Source organism: Anaerolinea thermolimosa (assembly GCF_001050195.2).
Lineage (GTDB): Bacteria > Chloroflexota > Anaerolineae > Anaerolineales > Anaerolineaceae > Anaerolinea > Anaerolinea thermolimosa.
This window is the reverse complement of record NZ_DF967965.1, coordinates 2793927-2812298: the sequence shown is the minus strand read 5'-3', so window position 1 is coordinate 2812298 and position 18372 is coordinate 2793927. Positions and strand designations below refer to the sequence as shown.

Sequence of the window (18372 nt, the reverse complement as noted above, 5' to 3'; positions counted from 1 at the left end):
GTTTCAATGTTATCGAGGGTTCGTCCCGGGGTTTTGATGCTGGTGGGGTTCTTCCTGATGCTGGCGGGAGTTATCCTGCCATTGTTGATGGTGATTAAAGTGCTGGAGTCGACCTTTCTGTTGAATTTCATCAGTTATGGGTCTTCTCTGGTGGGTATGGTGGTCGGAACGCTTGGTGCCGCGCTTTATGCGGTAGGCCGCCGCCGCGATAGATGAAACGGGTTGAACGGAAGCAATCCTCAGAAACACGCCGTTAAATATTTACCGGGAAGCCGGGCCAGGTTGAGAGGCCCGGTTTCTCTTTTTTTGCGTATAATGGGCGTATGACTGGGAAGCGCATCTTGATTGTGGATGACGCCCGGGATGTCGGGCGGATGTATCAACAGGCCCTGCGTACCGCTTACCCTCAGGTGGCTGTCACCTACGTACCCTCGGCAGAGGAAGCCATGGTGGAAGTTTCGGCCTATCGCGTGGATCTGATGGTGGTGGATATTCGCCTGCCGGGTATGTCGGGATTTGAACTGGTGAAACGGGTGCACGCGCGGCAACCGGGAATAAAGTTTTTAATGATCACCGGCCTGGAAATTGATGCGGCGCTTGAGGCACAGAGCCGGGAAGTGGGCGCGTATGCCATCCTTGGAAAGCCCCTCAGCGTCGCCGCATTCCTCGACGCTGTACAGCAGGCTCTTGAGGTCGAGTCTTTCACCCTCGTTGAAGCATCTTCACCGGTGGGAGAACATGGGGATGAGGAAGGGAAGGCCTCGCCATTACCTTCTCCCATTCCTCCGGCTCCAACGGAAATACCTTCTCCGCCAGCGGCTTTAACCCTCAGTGAGATGCTGGCGCAGTTAAGGGCATCGCTGGGAGCGATGGCGGTGCTCCTGCTGGATGATGTCGGGCATGTCACGGCGCAGGCTGGGAACGGTGAAGCCGCCGCGCGCATCGAAGGTCTGGCAGGAGATTTGATGGCCGGGCTGAGCATTGTTCATAAGCTGTCTCGCCAGCTTGGGAGCACTTTGCCAGAGGCTGTGCAGGCATTGCGGGGAGCGGAAGGCGACCTGGTGGTAGCGCCGGTGGGGCGGTTTGCGCTGGCGCTGTACCTTCCTTCAGGACCGGGGTCGGTGCGACTGGCGCTGGCGTTTGAAGAGGTTCGCCTGGCCCAGAAGGAAGCGGCGCGTATTCTGACCGAGATGGGGTTGAACCTGAATCCTCTGGTAAGCGACCTCCCGGCCCGTGTGGAGGAAGAGGAAAGCCCGCCTTCGACAGCCGGAGATATTCCCTCTTCCGAGGATGTAGAGAAGCTCAAGGCACTTCTGGAAGGCGCTACTTCCTTCCAGGCGGAAGATGTGGAGGCCTTCTGGAAACAGGAGATTCCTGAACCTCCACCCCCTCAGGCTTCAGACGTGCTCAGTTTTGAAGAAGCTCGCAAGCTTGGCTTGTTGCCCGACGAGGAGTAACCCCTTGAAGGGCTAAAGGTAAAGATGCTCCCCTTTGGGTCGAAAAAAAACCAAAGGGGAGCGTTTGACGTTAAAGTTGCAGAAGGAGTGTGGCCTGTCTGCGGCCTTAAATTTCGGAATAATCGACCGTGGAAAGATCCCAAGCCTCATGGATTTTTGGAACGTCATTGATCAGGCGGCGCGTATACTCTGCTTTGGGGTGTAGAATCACGTCGTCGGCCGAACCGCTCTCCACAATTTTTCCATGCGCCATGATGTAGACACTGTCCGAAACGTAATAGGCCAGCCCAATATCATGGGTGATGAAGATGATTGTCATACCAACCTCATCCCGCAGTTTCATGAGCATATCGAGGATGGTGGCCCGTGAACAGGCATCAATCATGGAAGTAGGTTCGTCTGCGACGAGGATTTTGGGCTTTAACAGGAAAATACGGGCGATCATTAACCGCTGCATTTGCCCGCCGGAAAGCTCAAAGGGATATTTATTGGTCAGTTCCTCGTATTTCAGGTTTACAAAGCTACACGCCTCGGTCATCATTTCCACTTTTCTGGCGTGAGGTAACCGGTGCCCCCCGCGCATGCGGATACAATCTAAAAGCAGGGTGTCGATCTTGTTAAAAATGTTATACGAGGAATAAGGATCCTGGAAAATCGCCTGGATGTTCGTCCAGTATTCCTTTTTCTTTTTATAAGTGCGGAGGTCCAGCCTTTTCCCCTGAAAATAGATCTCACCTTCGGTAGGATTGATCAGGCCCAGAAGCATTTTGGCTAAAGTGGTCTTTCCGCTGCCCGATTCACCTACAATGGAGCTGACTTCGCCTTCCCGAAATTCCACATCCACGTGATCTACGGCTATCGTTTTACGGTGGCCAAGGCCAAAAACCTTGGTGAGGCCCACCCCTTTCAGAATGGCTTGATTTTCTTCAACCATTTTGATACGCCTTTCTCAGTTGTTCTTCTGAAAAGATACAGCGGTAAGCACGCCCGTTTCCAACGTCCCGGAAGTCAATCGAGCGCACTTTGCATTCTGGCTGAACATATTTGCATCGATCGGCAAACCGGCAACCGGAGGGTGGATTTTTCAGGTTCGGGGGAGTTCCCGGGATCGCGGTCAATTTTACGTTTCTGACGCCGCTTTCGGGGACAATGATGGCACCCATGAGGCCTTTGGAGTAAGGATGAAGTGGATCAAAGACCACTTCTCTCGCAGTGCCCTTCTCGACAATTTGCCCCGCGTACATCACCATGATGTCATCCGTGACGTTATAAAGCAGGGGAAGTTCATGGGTGATGAAAATCATGGCTTTCACAAAGCCCTTTTCCATCAGGTCCTTCAGCATTTTAATCACCATCTTCTGCGAGGTTACATCCAATGCGGAGGAAGGCTCATCGGCGATAAGGACTTTGGGTGACAGGATCACCGAGGTGGCAATGACTGTACGTTGTTTCATCCCTCCCGAAAGTTCAACCGGGTATTTCTGCAGTACTTCTTCAGGGAGGCCAAGGATCGCAAAGCGTTCCCGGGCGAGTTCGTAAATTTCCTTTTTAGTGGCCTTCGGATCGTGAGCGTGGATGACATCCTCGATGAAGTGAATGATCTTCAGGGTGGGGTTGAGCGCATTCATTGCGGCCTGGGGTATGTAAGCAATCTCTTTCCCCAGGATTTTTCTCCGAATATCGTCGGGGTCCATTCCAGTAATTTTTTGCCCGTCGATAATGATCTCGCCGCTGGTGTAGTGCAGAGGAGCAAAATAATACCCCATCAGGCTGAGGGCCAGGGTTGACTTGCCGCAGCCCGATTCTCCAGCAATGCCCAGCGACTTTCCCTCTTCAACTTTTAAGGATACATGATCCACCGCATACACATTCTCCCCGAACCGGGTGATATATTTGGTGGTGAGTTCGTTCACTTCAAGCATGATTTTTCCCATGTCGGTCACCTACTCTCTCAGTGCAGGATTGAACACCTGATCCAGACCGGTATTCATCAGGTTCATGGAGAATGTGATGAGTGCGATGGTCACCAGGACCGGAAGGTATGCCCACCATTTACCCAGAATCTGCGCCTGATAGATCATTGCCCAGTTCATCATCAGACCCAGGGTTGGTACTTCGGTGGTTCGGGGACCCAACCCAAGGATGGACAGGCCCGCTTCTGCCAGGATGCCCGAAGAAATTTGCAGGATTAAGGCCATCACCACGTAGGAAGCAATGTAAGGGAGGATATCATTGATGATGATGTGGGGAATGGAGTGCCCTGAAAGTTTGGACAGGTTGACATGGTCGCGGACGCGCAGGGAGATCACCTGTGAGCGTACGGCTCTGGCCGTCCAGACCCACGAGGTGAACCCAATAACCACTGCGATGGTAAAGGCTCCGCGTTTTTCCTGGCCGATACTGAAGGAAATTAAGATCAGTAACACAAAAGAGGGGATCACGATAAAGAGATTGGTGATGAACATGATAATGTCATCTACCGTCCCCCCTACGTATCCTCCCAGTAACCCAAGGATCAGGCCGATGAGGGTGGCGATGATGCCAGCGACGATGCCGATCTGTAAAGATACGCCGGTGGCTTTTACCAGCTCTGTCAGTACGTCTCTTCCGAAGTTATCGGTTCCAAGTGCCAGAACCCGCACATTGGGTACCTGACTGATATTGACATAATCGGCCTGTTGAACAGTTTTCACCGCTTCGAGGGCGCCGGTTTGGGGATTCGGGTTGGCAATGGTAATTCCTTCGACGGATAAAATGCCCTGGAGTGAGGCGTTAAGCCTTTGAAAATACCTCTGCCGGGCGAGGGTCATTCCAGGGATGTTTTTGGTGGGGTCGTAATTCTTTTCCCACAAATCGAGGAGCTTTGCTGTGTCGGTGATGTCGATCTCATCTTCTGGAATCCCGGCGGCGACGAGCCATTCTTTAAGATCTTTGCGTTCCTGGTTGCCCAGTTTGCTGGCGACCCGTTTAGCGGCAGCATCGCTCAGGTTGAGAATATAAGGTGGTGCATTGATACTGTCATACACATTGACGTACACGCCAGGGGGGAAGAACGTTCCCTGGCCGATGTTGGCCAGTGGATCATCTCTGACGATGAGGGGGTAGAAGATCACGATGAGCAGCAGGGCCGTAAAAATGGAAAAACCCGTGACGAATTTGCCGGAGCGGAAAATCTGTTGAAGAGTATGTTTCATGGCTAGATCTTTCCTTACTCTGACTGGGCCGCTTTAATACGCGGGTCGATGAGACCATAGGCAATTTCGATCAGGAAATTGGCAAGCAATACCATGATGGTGATAATCAGCGTGACGGCTGAAATCAACGGATAATCCTGCCCCATGACACCATTCAAGAGCGTATACCCGAGACCCGGATAACTGAACACAATTTCAGCCACCAGCGCGCCGCCGACCATTGTCCCGATGGAGAGCGCCAGGCCGGTGATCTGGGGGAGCATGGCATTGCGGAAAACGTACCTGACGATGGTGCTGTCCTTGATTCCCAGGAAGCGGCTGTATTTCACATAATCGGCGTTTAATTCGTAGATGGACATAGAGCGCATCCCAATAGCCTGACCGCCAATGGCGATGAGCACAATAGACCAGAACGGAAGCTGGTAATGATGGATGACGGATACGATGAAATCCCAGCTAAAGTTGGGAATCATGTCGAAGCCGTATCCGCCAGAGGTGGGGAACCATTTAAGGTCGACTGCGAAGATCACCATTAAAATGATCGCCATGCCAAAGGCCGGGAAATTGCTGATGAAAATGCTTATCGGCATCAGGACTTTGTCAAAACCTTTTTTCAGGTAGGCCGCCAGCGCCCCAAGGGTGTTACCGATCAGCCAGCCGACGATGATGGCCGGGAATTGGAGGCCAATTGTCCAGAGGATGGAAGATTTGAGGATATCTGCAACGGGTCTGGGATACTGGCTGAAAGAACTGCCGAAGTTGCCCTGTAACACATTACGGACGTAGAGGAAAAACTGCTCAAGAAGGGGTCTGTTGGTTCCAAAAAGTGTGGCGTATTGTTCGTAAACTTCTTTCATCCCGGTCGAATTGGACATGCCCTGAGCAATTCTTGCCGTGATGGCCGCCACAGGGTCTCCTGGCATCAGGCGCGGCAGGATAAAATTCAACACGAAGGCAAAAACAGCCGTGATGAACAACCATACAAGCTTATTCAGGAAGTACCTAAAATATCCTTTTGACACAGCGCCTCCTTTTTACCTTATTATATTATAAGGTAACAGCCATGTTCTGCTTTTGGCAGAACATGGCTGTTTATTACAGAGACTACTTCATGGTTATGGGTTGACCAGCTTCAGGTTGTAAAGCCCGGCAATGCTCCAACCATCGGTCAGGTCCAGCGGAGGAACGGGCGGGTTGGTGCCGTCACCCTGGTGCGGGAAGTTCGTCCAGACGCTCTCGTTCACGGTATGGAACGATTGAGGCCGATACATGAGCGTGAAGGATGGAATGTCGGTCAGGTAGATCTTGACCAGTTCAGTGTAAGCTGCCTTAATCTCATTCGGATCGGTCAGCGTGGGGATCTTCTGGATCAGAGCATCGGCTGCGGGGTTCTTGTAGCCGCCCCAGTTACCATTCCAGTTGTTGGTGGTCTGAGCAAATTCAGAGCTCATCAGATGGCGGATGCGTCCCCAGGGCTGAGTGGGGCCAGCGCCGTCACTCCACATCATGAAGATGTCATAGCCGGTTTCGGGGAGAGGCCAGTTGGTGACCACCGTCTGGTAAACGGACCATTCGGGGTAGTTGGTGGTGATGTCGATGCCGATCTTCTTGCCAGCCGCGGCAACTACTTCGATGGCGGCCTGCCAGTCGGACCAGCCATTGGGGCAGGTGGCGACATAGTGCAGGTTCTTGCCGTTGTATTCGCGCCACCCATCGCCATCTTTGTCGACGATTCCGGCCTCATCCAGCAGTTTCTTGGCGCCTTCGACATCGTTGCCCGTCCACTGCAGGTCTTTGACGGCGTCATGGTCGTAGAGGGCCTGTTCACCGGGGGTCGGGTTCATGAGAGACCGCGGGACCTGGGTGAAAGTAGCCGACTGGTTGGTCATGGCGTTGGCGATGATGGTGTCATAATCCACCGCGATGGCAATCGCTTTACGAACAGCGAGCTGATCCAGGCCGTAGGAGGCAAGGTTGAAGAAAGCCGTCGGGAGGCTTGCGCCAATGTTGTACGGAGGATCGGGGAGATAGGTGGAAATGGGTAATCCGTCTTTGAGCCACAGATCCTGAACGTTGGCGTTGAACTGCTGGCTAACATCCACCTCACCAGCCTTCAGAGCGGTAGTACCAGCGGCGTTGTCTTTATAGATGACGTGCGCGAGGTACTTCGGGACGGGGAGCTTGCCCCACATGGAAGGATCCTGGCCCCAGTAGTTATCGTCGCGGACGAGGACAACCTTGGTGTCATCGGCAAAATATTTATGATAGGGGCCGGAGTAAACCACGTCTTCCGCGGTATCGGCCATGAATTTGGCCGGGTCACCACCGGAGCGCTCTTCCAGCTTCTGCGTCCAGGCTTTCTGGAGGACGTAGTTGCTGCTCACATAGGCGGCCACGATCAGAGGGTTGATGGCTTTGCCATCGGGGCCCAGTTTGGCCTTGATGACCACGGTCTGCGGATCAACCGCTTCGATGGTATCGATGTAATCTTTATTGGCGGCGCCTGTTGCCGTATTGTATTTAACGTGCGCGGCCCAGGTGTAGGCTACATCCTCAGCGGTCACCGGTGTTCCGTCACTCCAATGAGCGGCCTTCTTAATCTTGAAGGTGATCGCGGTGCGGTCTTCATTCCACGTCCAGGGGCCATCGGCCAGCAAAGGATACTGCTTGCCGTCAAGCATGTTGTACAGGTATGGTGTTTCAAACATGGTGACGCGCGCGTTGTCTTGCTGGGCAATCGCCATAGCGTTGTTGCAGTTTGAGGAATAAGGGTTCCAGCAAACGACCGGGCCCCATTGCTGCCCGTTGAAGTACAGGGTTTCTTTGCGCGGTAGGGATGCGGCTGTAGCCGGAGCCGCTTCAGCGGGAGCTTCGGTGGGAGCGGCTGTTGGAGCCTCGGTGGGGGCTTCCGTGGGTGCCGCTTTGGTGGGTGCTTCCGTGGGCACTTCTGCCGCCGGTGTGGGCGTTGCCGGAGCGCATGCTGAAAGCACCATGCTTAACACGAGCAAGGCTGAAAAAATCAGACTCAAACGTTTCATTTCTTCTTTCTCCTTTTCGAATTTCGACAGAAAGACAGGTTAAAACGACAGGGGGAATAGAACCGGTTGACCACCTCCTTTCACAACTTATATCAGACCCCACAGAAAAATAAGAGCACCCCGGGCCGAAATGAGGCGGAGCCGGTTTGCTCTCACTCTGTTTTGGGCATGCCAGAGGTTTTGGTACATCCTGTTGTTTTCCAGATGGGCTCGTTGGCTTTCTGTATTGATCCTCTCCAGGCGGTTGATGAGTGGTGCGGATCATACACCATGGCTCATGCTGAAAATGGAAAACCCTGAAAAAAGTCTGGCTGGCGAACTAACCGAAGAAAGACTCTGGTGGATACGCTTTGTCCATCGCTCCGGTTAGATTTCTCGAAATTCTGACCAGAGTAATCCTGGATGAAGCCTGTTTACCCACCTTGTTAAGGTTCACCAGCCCGCTGAAATTATCTTACACCAAGGATATGAAAAAGTCAACTAAAAATGGGGTGAGTTCCCGTTGATTCCAGGTTGACAACCCTGTTGAGCGATTATAAACTAACTCTGGATGAGTCCCAAGGCCGGTTATATGATCAAAGAATCCATGAGGCGTTGCCTGTTGCTGGGTTTATTCGGTCTGTTTCTTATTGCCTGTGACCCTTTGCCCCATGCAGAGAAAAATCTGAAGCCTTTTTCTCTTTCTGTACCGACTTCGACAGTTCACAGTGGTTCGGTTTTGATTCTGGCGACTACCACCAGTACTCAGGATTCTGGCTTGCTGGATGTACTCCTTCCCATTTTTCAAGAAGAAACCGGTTATCTGGTAAAGACAGTGGCTGTTGGCACGGGTCAGGCTTTAAGAATGGGAATGGAAGGGAACGCCGATGTTTTACTCGTTCACGCGCCAGATTCGGAACTGGATTTTATGCGAGAAGGTTATGGTAAGGATCGGGCGTTTGTGATGCATAACGACTTTGTCCTGCTTGGGCCGGAGAACGATCCCGCAGGGATACAATACGCTCAGGATGCCGCAGGGGCATTTCAGGCTATTGCCCATGCGGGGGCCGTCTTTCTCTCTCGAGGGGATGGATCGGGCACATATGCCAGGGAGCTTCAGCTTTGGAAGCAGGCTGGAATTGACCCCAGGAACCAGCCCTGGTATTTAGAAAGTGGGCAAGGCATGGGTGCCACCCTGATGATTGCGGAACAAAAGCTGGCTTATACCCTCTGTGACCGGGGGACTTATCTGGCATATCGTGGGAATCTTTCTCTGAAGATCTTGTTCGAGAATGACCCAACGCTGCTTAATGTGTATCATGTCATTACTGTGAATCCCCAGAGATGGCCGATGGTTAATTACACTGGGGCGCTGGCTTTTCTTAACTATCTTACTCGTCCATCCACACAGGCTATCATTGGTTCTTTTGGGGTAGAGCAATTCGGCGAGCCGCTGTTTATACCCGATGCCGGGAAGAATGAGGCAGAGTTTGGGTTACCTTAGCAATAGAACTGGGTGACGATGTCAGAGATATTTCAGATTACAGCGCTTTCCTTACAGATTTCAGTTTGTGCAACCCTTCTCAGCCTGCTGGCTGGCCTGCCTCTGGGCACCTGGTTGGGATTGGGCCGTTTTCGTGGACGGTCTTTTTTGCTAAGTCTGATTAACACGGGAATGGCGCTTCCACCGGTGGTGGTGGGATTGTTGATTGCGGTTTTGTTGTGGCGAAATGGACCCTTGGGAAAGTTTCAACTGATTTATACGCCAGTGGCAATTATTCTGGCGCAGTTTCTCATTGCTTTTCCTGTAGTCACAGGTTTGACGGCTGCTGCACTGGGTGCTTTGGACTCCAGGTTACAATGGCAGATTCTAGGGTTGGGAGCTTCCAGGTGGCAAATGATCTGGCTTTTATGGCGCGAGGCGCGTCTACCGCTTCTGGCGGCTTTGATGGCAGGATTTGGATCGGTGATTTCTGAGGTAGGTGCTTCTATGATGGTGGGAGGGAACATCCGTGGACAAACTCGGGTGCTCACTACGGCGATTGTGCTTGAAACCTCCAAAGGGGAATTCGGCAAGGCCTTCGCGCTCAGCGCTTTGCTTCTGATGATTACGTACCTGATTAACCTTGCTCTGACCATGATCCAGCAAAGGAATACCCGGCGGTAAAGGGTTGAGGATGGGAGAATATTCAGCACCAGGGCCGCTAGTCAAGATGGAGAATGTGCTCGTTCGGCGCCAGCACGGAGTGGCGCTGTGGGTGAGCAGACTGGAAATTCATGAGGGTGAAACTCTGGCTGTGGTCGGTCCGAATGGGGCGGGGAAGAGTACTCTCCTGCTTGTACTGGCTCGCTTGCTCAAAATAACATCTGGCGAAATCTATTTCAAAGGGAAGCCGTTCAGGGAATGGGATGAACTGGAATATCGCCGTTCGCTGGGTTTTGTTTTTCAGGAAGCCCTGTTACTGGATATGTCGGTGGCTGAAAATGTAGCTCTGGGTTTGAAATTCAGGCGATTGCCCGGCGGAGAGGTTCACGCACGCGTGGAGCGGTGGTTGAAGGCGCTGGGAATCGAGGCCCTGGCAGGAAGGCGGGCGGGGGAGCTTTCGGGAGGAGAAGCTCAACGGGTGAGCCTGGCCAGAGCACTGGCGTTGGAGCCCCGGTTGTTTCTACTCGATGAGCCGTTTTCAACCCTCGACCAGCCCACGCGCTATCATCTGATCCACGATGTGGCAGATTTGCTGAAGCAGGACCATCGCACCACTCTTTTTATAACTCATGATCTGAATGAAGCTGCTATACTGGCGGATCGGATGGCGGTCATTTTATCTGGAGAGCTTCAACAGGTGGGAACGGTGGAAGAGGTTTTTCACAACCCAGCCAATGAAAGGGTGCAGGCGTTTGTGAGGCCCCAGTGCCGATGATGGAATCTGCCGTTTAAAAATCCGGGGTGAAATTGTTGCCTGATCAGGTGCTGGGGCTTCCTGGAAAGTTCAGGAAGCCCCTGGTAAAGGGTCCAAAGAGTGAGCGCGGAGCACTTTCAGACCACTTCGCGAAGGATCAAAGCTTCGTTTGGCTCCAGGGGGATCACGCGCCCTTCGACGGGAATCATCGAGCTCCGTTTATTGGAGAGGAGATACTCCCATTTTCGACCGGTCTGATCGCCGGGGAGAGTCAAGGGCTGGCGTCGGCTACTGAAGTTCAGCACCACCATGGTCGTCTCGTCTTTTCCCTGACGCAGGTAGGCCAGAATGAAGCGCTTCCCATCGGTGAGCGGGATGAAGGCGCCCGTTCGCAAAGAAGGATGGGCTTTACGCGCCGCAATGAGGCGTTTATACCAGTTAAGGAGCGATTCGGGGTCGGCTTCCTGGGTCATGACGTTGCGGACGGGGTAGTTGGAATGAACAGGCAGCCAGGTTTCGACTCCTTCTGGAGAAAAGCCAGCGTTGGGCATGGCGTTCCATTGCATGGGAGAACGGCAGCCATCGCGCCCCTTAAAGAAAGGCCAGTAGCGGCGACCCCATGGATCTTTAATCTGGTCGCGGCTGATGGGAATGTCTCTCATGCCGATCTCTTCGCCGTAGTACATGAAGGGTGTGCCCCGCAGGGTAAGCAACAGGGCTGCGGCCACTTTGAGCCGGTCATCCTCTTCCCCGCGGGCGTAGCGGGTAGCCGAGCGAGGATTATCATGGTTGTTCAGCACGTAATTTGGCCAGGCTTCATCCGATAGGATGCCCTCCCAGCGGGTGATAGACTGGTAGAAGGCGTGAGCCCACCACGGGCAATGCAGGAACTCAAAATTGAAGGTAGCGTGGAGCCGGTCATCACCGCAATAGAGCGCGGCTTTATCGGCGCCTCCGATGAAGGTTTCGCCTACGCTGTAGGTTTCACCATAGGAATTCAGGATTTTTCGAATGTCCTGCAACAGAGGGATCATCTCGGGCTGGTCAATGTCGTAGATGTGCTTCATGCGGTCGAAAGCCCGCAGTCCCATCAGGCTGGGGCGGATGGGCCCCATGGGGTTGTCTTCAAAGTTGGGGCTTTTGTAATACGCATTGAAGACGTCCAGCCGAAAGCCATCTACTCCCCGGTCGAGCCAGAATTTGAATACATCCAGCATGTACTGGCGCACGGCAGGGTTGCGCCAGTTGACGTCGGGCTGTTCTTTGTAAAACATGTGGAAGTACATCTGACCGGTGGTGGGGTCGAGCTCCCAGCCGCTACCGCCAAAGCAGGAAAGCCAGTTGTTAGGTGGATCGCCGTTGGGTTTGGGGTCGCGCCAGAGGTAATAATCGCGGAAGGGATTGTCACGCGATTTCCGCGATTCGATGAACCAGGGATGCTGGTCGGAGGTGTGGTTGAGTACCAGGTCCAGGATGATGCGGATTCCGCGTTCGTGGGCCAGCTTTACCAGGCGGTCGAAGGTTTCAAGGTTTCCAAATTTGGGGTCGATATCCAGATAGTTGCTTACGTCGTAGCCGAAATCAACATCCGGCGAGGGGTAAATTGGAGAAAGCCAGATGGCATCGATCCCCAGATCCTTCAGGTAATCTAATCGAGAAATGATCCCTTCCAGGTCGCCGATGCCATCGCCGTTGCTGTCGGCAAAGGAGCGCGGATAGATCTGGTAGATGATTCCATCGCGCCACCAGAGATGGTTGTTATCCATTGGATTTTCCTCCACCTGTGGAAAAACTGAGCCTGCTGATTCGAAAGAAAGTTTTACTTCCCTGATGCTCTTTCTATATTAAACCATAAATCCGGGTGAAAAAATGGGGTAAAAACGGCATGATACCGTTCACAATTTGGCTTTAAATGTGATATATTGATAAAAAGAACCCCTTGTTTGTTGATGCCCTGGAGGAGGTAACCCCATGCGCTACGGATTTTTCGATGATGATCGGCGCGAGTATGTGATCACGCGCCCCGATACTCCGCTGCCCTGGATCAACTACCTGGGTAGCCAGGATTACTTTGGCATCATCAGCCAGACGGCCGGTGGTTATTCGTTTTACCGGGACGCCCGGCTGAGACGCCTGACACGTTACCGCTATAACAACGCCCCGTTTGACCTGGGCGGGCGGTATATTTACCTGCGTGATGACGCCGATGGTGTGTACTGGTCGCCTTCCTGGCAACCGGTCCAGCGGGAGATTGAGGATTATCAGTGCCGCCATGGCCTGGGGTATACCATCATTGGCTCCACGTATCGCGGGGTTCATGCTGAGACGTGTTATTTTGTACCCCCGGATGAGAATCTGGAGATCTGGCATCTTCGGCTGGAGAATCGCCGTGACGCTCTGGTTGAGCTTTCGGTGTTCGGGAGCATCGAATTTTGCCTGTGGGATGCCTGGGATGATGCTACGAACTTTCAGCGCAATTTCTCTACCGGCCAGGTAGAGGTGGAAGACGGGGTGATTTACCATAAAACGGAATATCGTGAGCGGCGCAACCACTTTGCTTATTTTGCCTGCTCCGAAAAACACGCCGGCTTTGAAACCCAGCGTGACGTCTTCCTGGGGGCGTACCGCGGCTGGGATCGGCCTCTGGCGGTGGAACGGGGAATTTGCGCCAATTCCATCGCTTACGGCTGGGCGCCCTGCGGGGTGCACCATGTGCGCTGTACTTTAAAGCCAGGGGAGACCCGTGAGATCATTTTCTTGCTGGGTTATCACGAAAACCCGCCGGATGAAAAGTTTGACCCCCCCACCTCTCAACGCATCAATAAACGCACGGTGCTTCCCATTCTTGAGAAGTACCTGCACCCCGAACAATCGCGAGCGGCCTTTGAAAGTCTCCGCAAATACTGGGAGCGCCTGTTATCCAATTATCAGGCCCAGACACCCGATGTTCACACCAACCGGATGCTGAATACCTGGAATGCCTACCAGTGTATGGTCACTTTTAATATGTCACGCTCGGCCTCATTCTACGAATCCGGCATCGGACGCGGCATGGGGTTCCGCGATTCCAACCAGGATTTACTCGGGTTCGTACACATGGTGCCGGAACGCGCCCGCCAGCGCATCCTGGACCTGGCGTCTACCCAGTTACCCAGCGGTGGAGCGTATCACCAATATCAGCCATTGACCAAACGGGGTAACAACGATGTGGGATCCAATTTCAATGATGACCCGCACTGGTTGATTCTGGGGGTAGCGGCGTACCTTAAAGAGACGGGCGACTGGTCCATCCTCGATGAACCGGTGCCTTATGATAACCAGCCGGGGAGTGAAACACCCCTTTACGAGCACCTGCAACGCTGTGTCCGGTATACGCTCGAGCGCCTGGGGCCGCATGGCCTGCCGTTGATTGGTCGGGCAGACTGGAATGACTGCCTCAACCTCAACTGTTTCAGTGATACCCCCGGGCAGTCCTTTCAGACCACCACCAACAAGGATGGTAAAGTCGCCGAGAGTGTTTTCATTGCCGGTTTGTTCGTCCTTTCGGCCAATGAGCTGGCGGCCATTGCCGAGCGGCGTGGGCTGGCTGTAGAAGCTCAGCTCTACCGGCGCGAAGCGAAGAAGATGGAAGAGGTGATTTGGGCGCATGGTTGGGATGGAGAGTGGTTTCGGCGTGCCTATGATGACTTTGGCAGGCCGGTTGGCTCGAAGGAATGCGAAGAAGGGCAGATTTTCATTGAGCCGCAGGGGATTTGTGTTATGGCCGGGCTGGGATTGCAGGATGGGCGCGCCAGGAAAGCGCTGGATTCGGTAGCCGAGCGGCTGGCCACCCCTCACGGGATCATCCTGCAACAACCGGCGTATTCTCGCTATTACCTCCACCTGGGTGAAATTTCTTCCTACCCGCCCGGTTATAAGGAAAACGCAGGCATTTTCTGCCACACCAATCCCTGGATTATGATTGCTGAGACTCTGCTCGGGCAGGGAGACCGGGCTTTTGATTATTATCAGCGCATCAATCCTTCCCGGCGTGAGGAGATCAGCGAGGTGCATCGTTGTGAGCCGTATGTCTACGCTCAAATGATTGCCGGACGCGACGCCCCTACCCATGGCGAGGCTAAAAATTCGTGGCTGACGGGCACTGCGGCATGGAACTATGTGGCCGTGAGCCAGTGGATCCTGGGGATTCGCCCGGAGCTGGATGGTCTGCGAATTGATCCCTGTATCCCGGCGGACTGGGAGGGTTTCACCGCAGTGCGGCGCTTCCGCGGAGGGGAGTATCGGATTACGGTGCGGAATCCACGACATGTTTGCAGGGGAGTGGCTTCGGTTACGGTGGACGGAATGCCGCTTGAGGGTAACCTGTTGCCGGTATTCACCGATGGAATCCACCATGTGGAAGTGGAACTCGGTTGAACGTTTTCGCTTTATACGTTGTATTCCTCTTTTCATGTCAGGGCGGGGAGTGCACCCGTCCTTTTTGCTGTCTCCCCCATAAACCCGTTCCTGCATTTATCCTGGAGAAGAGTGCCATTTGATAAGGAGCGTGGAGAGGAAGCGCCCCCTGAAGAGCAGATGCGTGTCTCCTGTTTTTTACCCATGATCAAAGACCCGATATGGGAGGATTGGTTACAATAGATGAGTGTGAAACTATATCTTTGGCCAAAAATAAGGATGAGCTATGAATCGCGCACAATTGCTGGAAAAGATGGATGGCGGGCGGGCAGACCTGAAAAAACTTCTGGAGGGGCTCTCTGAAGAAGAATTCCTGGCACCGGCTTTGTCGAATGGCTGGTCGGTTAAGGATTTACTTGCCCACTTTGAAAGCTGGGAGGTATGGGCAAAAGCGCTTTACCCGACCCTGGCTGACGGGAAAACACCCGAAAAAATTGAGAATGTGGATGAAACCAATGCCAGGATCTTTGCTGAAAACCATGATCGCCCTCTTCGCGAGGTTCTCCTGGCGGAGGAGGAGGCTTTCAGAGCGCTGCGCACGCAGGCTGAAACGGCCCCTGAAGTTGATCTTTTTGACCCATTGCGGTTTGCCTGGTGTGGCGGACAGCCCTTTGCACATTACATCGCCTGGAACAGCTATGACCATTATGCGGAGCATATCCCGGATCTGATCATCTGGCGGAATGAGAGAAAAGGAGCTCAACCATAATGTGGGGATTCGTTATGCCATGGGGAGATGCGCGCATGGGGGCAGATCTGGCCCGGCATGCTGAGCAGGCCGGGTGGGATGGTTTTTTATCTGGGAGCCTGGCCGAGAGAAAAATCGATGCGCCGATTGTACGAGCGGGTTGAGCAGGGGCCGCCCGTCATTTTTTGAAGGGCAGCCCCCGGGGTTACGAAGAAACGGCGAGTTTTTCCCATTCGCTCATCAGATCATCGAGTGTATTTTGCACCCGGGCAATCTCCCAGCTGAGGGCATGGACGCGTTCGTGCTGCTGGGCCTGAGCGGCTTTTTGCATTTCTCTGGAGAGGCTTTGAATACTTCGCTCAGCTTCATGGATGCGCTCTTCAAGCATGGCCAGGGATTGCATCCGCAGGCGGGTTTCTTTGCTGTTATCACGCACGAGTGGCCTGGGTTTAAGCAGGAGAGTCCGATCCGGGGCAGCCATGGATTCTGAAGCCGGGGTGCGCCGCAGAACAAATTCGCGATAAGACCCGGCAAATGTCTGCAACTGGCCTTCTTTGATCTCCCAGATGTGCGTGGCCAGGCGGTCGATCAGGTAGCGGTCGTGAGAGACGAGCAAGATCGAGCCTTTGAATGCTTCCAGTACTTCCTGGAGGGCCTCGCGGGCGGGGATGTCAAGGTGGTTGGTGGGTTCATCGAGCAGGAGGAAGTTGGCGCCTTCGAGTGCCAGGATGGCCAGAGCAAGGCGGGCACGTTCTCCGCCGCTGAGGCTTCCTACCTGCTTGAAGACATCATCTCCGCGAAAGAGGTAGCGGGCCAGAAGGGTGCGTGCCTGTTCCTGATCCATCTCTCTGGCTTTTAATAATTCTTCCAGCACAGTATGGGCAGGGTTCAGTCCGTCGTGAGCCTGCGCGAAATAGCCAATTTTCAGGCTCCCCCCCAGGTGAATTTCTCCACGGAGGGTGGGAAGCTGGCCCAGAAGGGTTTTAAGGAAGGTGGTTTTCCCACTCCCATTGGGGCCAATCAGCGCGGCACATTGTCCACGGCGCATTTCTAAGCCGTGGATAGAAAACAACGTTTTTTGAGGGTAGCCGATGACCACCCCATGGACACGCAGGACGATGGTCCCGCTTTCCTGGGCATTGGGCAACCGAGGGCGAATGGCCGGTGGGCGCTGGCTTTCGAGGGAGAGGGCATTGACCCGCCGAATGGCCTCGATCACGTCCAGCGGGCGGTCGGCGTGTAGATCCAGTTCGGACCACTTCCGGCCACTGCGCAGAGCCATGATGCCGAAATTTTCCACAATGGCCAGGTCACGGGTTACACGCCTGAGCAACCCCAGGGCGCGGGCATGGGTACTTTCGCGTACCCAGTTGCGTTGAATGAAATCCATCTCTTTGAGCAATCGGGCCTTTTCTTCTTCAAAGACGCGGCAGGTATATTCCCAGCGTTCCTGCCGTTGCAGGAGATAGGCGCTGTAATCTCCCCGGTATACCTCGATTCCTGAACGGGTCATTTCCCAGATTGTATTCACGGTGTTATCCAGGAAGAAGCGATCATGGCTGACGATGAGGATGGCTCCCTCCCAATCGTGGAGAGTGTGTTCCAGCCATTCAATGGCTTCAATATCCAGGTGATTGGTGGGCTCGTCGAGCATCAACAGGTCGGGTTTTTCGAGTAACAGGCGTGCCAGAAGGGCGCGGGTTTTCTGCCCGCCCGAAAGGTGATCGAGGGGCAGGTTCCAGGTATCTTTCCCCAGCCCCAGCCCCTCCAGGGTCTGCTGGATGTGTAATTCATATTCATAACCGCCTGCCTGCTCAAAGGCTGCCTGGAGGTGACCATATTTTTCAAGTGTCTCCGGGGAATGATCACCGGCTGCCATCTGGTCTTCGAAGGTATGAAGTTGTGCCTGGAGCTTTTGTAGAGCGGTAAAAACGGTGAGCATTTCAGCAAAGACCGTATTGGAACGATTGGCGAAAGCATCCACGGCTTCTTGCCTCAGGTAGCCAATACGCTTTCCGCGGGCGATATGCACTTTGCCGGTCGTAGGCTGGCTGATGCCCGCGAGGATGAGTAATAAAGAGGTTTTACCAATGCCGTTCGGTCCAATGAGGCCAATTTTGCTGTCGTTGGCGATGGAGACGTTGATACCGCGGAAGAGATCAAACGCCCCAAAGGAAAGCCCCAGATTCTCGGTATTAAGGATAGACATACTATGCTCCCAATCGGTTAAAAAGGTTCCAACAGGTGGCTATGTCGGGCGTGTCCGCGGCCAGCGGAAGGGTGAAAGAGAAAAAGAAAAGGCCGCGGGCAAGTGCGCCGCGGCCAGGACTTTAGCTTCGTATAGCTGTAAGGTCAGCAGACGCACTCCGAGAAGGAATCGCAAACCGCTCCGCCTCTTACGGCGAGAACCAGCATCTGAATTCCTCTGAAGTACGTCATTTTCGAATCGACCTCTGAAAATTATTGGTTGCCAGTGCAGTGTATCATGGAATGCGAAAAAAAGTCAAGGAATGGCCCGGGTAATGTTAGTGCAAAGTAGTAAAGTCCCCTTTGTGCAAAGTTAAAATGTCCCCATGGGAGGGACGAGAAAGGGAATGGACGAACTACTAGCGATGAGTAAAGAAGAGATCACCCGGTTAGAAACGATGCAACGGATAAAAG

General features: G+C 53.7%; 15 protein-coding genes. 8 read left to right on the top strand and 7 right to left on the bottom strand.

Features of this window, described 5'->3' with window-relative positions:
* Positions 1-6 precede the first annotated feature (6 nt).
* Both ATHL_RS12685 and ATHL_RS12680 read left to right on the top strand, forming a co-directional pair.
* Positions 7-216 (top strand): hypothetical protein, encoded by a 210-nt coding sequence (locus tag ATHL_RS12685; protein WP_062194385.1) that lies wholly within the window; start codon positions 7-9, stop codon positions 214-216.
* Positions 217-323: 107 nt separating this feature from the next.
* Positions 324-1457, top strand: a complete 1134-nt coding sequence (locus ATHL_RS12680; protein WP_062194382.1) for a response regulator — start codon at positions 324-326, stop codon at positions 1455-1457.
* A 106-nt stretch (positions 1458-1563) separates the two neighbouring features.
* Here the strand turns inward: ATHL_RS12680 and ATHL_RS12675 are convergent, their stop codons facing one another.
* The 5 genes from ATHL_RS12675 to ATHL_RS12655 all read right to left on the bottom strand — a co-directional run bounded on the left by ATHL_RS12675 (position 1564) and on the right by ATHL_RS12655 (position 7689).
* On the bottom strand, positions 1564-2391 hold the full coding sequence (locus tag ATHL_RS12675) for an ABC transporter ATP-binding protein (RefSeq protein ID WP_062194380.1): 828 nt from the start codon (positions 2389-2391) through the stop codon (positions 1564-1566).
* Positions 2384-3391 carry an ABC transporter ATP-binding protein gene (locus tag ATHL_RS12670; protein WP_062194376.1) on the bottom strand — a complete coding sequence of 336 codons (1008 nt, stop codon included), beginning with the start codon at positions 3389-3391 and terminating at the stop codon, positions 2384-2386. Before ATHL_RS12670 ends, ATHL_RS12675 begins: the two co-directional genes overlap by 8 nt.
* Before the next feature lie 9 nt (positions 3392-3400).
* Positions 3401-4651 carry an ABC transporter permease gene (locus tag ATHL_RS12665; RefSeq protein ID WP_062194373.1) on the bottom strand — a complete coding sequence of 417 codons (1251 nt, stop codon included), beginning with the start codon at positions 4649-4651 and terminating at the stop codon, positions 3401-3403.
* 14 nt (positions 4652-4665) lie between these two features.
* The gene (locus ATHL_RS12660; protein ID WP_062194371.1) at positions 4666-5673 is read right to left on the bottom strand and encodes an ABC transporter permease; all 1008 of its coding nucleotides are present in this window, start codon (positions 5671-5673) and stop codon (positions 4666-4668) included.
* 93 nt (positions 5674-5766) lie between these two features.
* Positions 5767-7689 carry an ABC transporter substrate-binding protein gene (locus ATHL_RS12655; protein WP_062194367.1) on the bottom strand — a complete coding sequence of 641 codons (1923 nt, stop codon included), beginning with the start codon at positions 7687-7689 and terminating at the stop codon, positions 5767-5769.
* A gap of 550 nt (positions 7690-8239) precedes the next feature.
* Here ATHL_RS12655 and ATHL_RS12650 point away from each other — a divergent pair.
* From ATHL_RS12650 to ATHL_RS12640, 3 genes are read left to right on the top strand one after another with little or no spacing between them, the layout of a single operon-like run.
* Positions 8240-9172 carry an ABC transporter substrate-binding protein gene (locus tag ATHL_RS12650; RefSeq protein ID WP_201797977.1) on the top strand — a complete coding sequence of 311 codons (933 nt, stop codon included), beginning with the start codon at positions 8240-8242 and terminating at the stop codon, positions 9170-9172.
* Positions 9173-9190: 18 nt separating this feature from the next.
* Complete coding sequence (locus ATHL_RS12645; protein ID WP_062194364.1) at positions 9191-9835, top strand: ABC transporter permease; 645 nt, start codon at positions 9191-9193, stop codon at positions 9833-9835.
* Positions 9836-9890: 55 nt separating this feature from the next.
* Entirely contained in the window at positions 9891-10589 is a 699-nt protein-coding gene (locus ATHL_RS12640) for an ABC transporter ATP-binding protein (RefSeq protein WP_162787704.1), read from the top strand.
* 116 nt (positions 10590-10705) lie between these two features.
* Here ATHL_RS12640 and ATHL_RS12635 read toward each other — a convergent pair whose 3' ends face one another.
* Entirely contained in the window at positions 10706-12334 is a 1629-nt protein-coding gene (locus tag ATHL_RS12635) for a glycoside hydrolase family 13 protein (protein WP_062194357.1), read from the bottom strand.
* Between the two features lie 205 nt (positions 12335-12539).
* Between ATHL_RS12635 and ATHL_RS12630 the strand changes: the two genes are divergently transcribed.
* The 3 genes from ATHL_RS12630 to ATHL_RS18940 all read left to right on the top strand — a co-directional run bounded on the left by ATHL_RS12630 (position 12540) and on the right by ATHL_RS18940 (position 15875).
* Positions 12540-14984, top strand: a complete 2445-nt coding sequence (locus ATHL_RS12630; RefSeq protein ID WP_062194354.1) for a glycoside hydrolase family 94 protein — start codon at positions 12540-12542, stop codon at positions 14982-14984.
* Between the two features lie 265 nt (positions 14985-15249).
* Positions 15250-15732 carry a ClbS/DfsB family four-helix bundle protein gene (locus ATHL_RS12625; RefSeq protein ID WP_062194351.1) on the top strand — a complete coding sequence of 161 codons (483 nt, stop codon included), beginning with the start codon at positions 15250-15252 and terminating at the stop codon, positions 15730-15732.
* Complete coding sequence (locus ATHL_RS18940) at positions 15732-15875, top strand: hypothetical protein (RefSeq protein WP_162787703.1); 144 nt, start codon at positions 15732-15734, stop codon at positions 15873-15875. The genes ATHL_RS12625 and ATHL_RS18940 overlap by 1 nt, the downstream gene beginning before the upstream one ends.
* Positions 15876-15916: 41 nt before the next feature.
* On the opposite strand, the gene abc-f is transcribed toward ATHL_RS18940, so the two are convergent.
* Positions 15917-17920: a ribosomal protection-like ABC-F family protein gene (abc-f, locus tag ATHL_RS12620; RefSeq protein WP_062194349.1), complete on the bottom strand. Its 2004-nt coding sequence runs from the start codon at positions 17918-17920 to the stop codon at positions 15917-15919.
* Positions 17921-18372 lie beyond the last annotated feature (452 nt).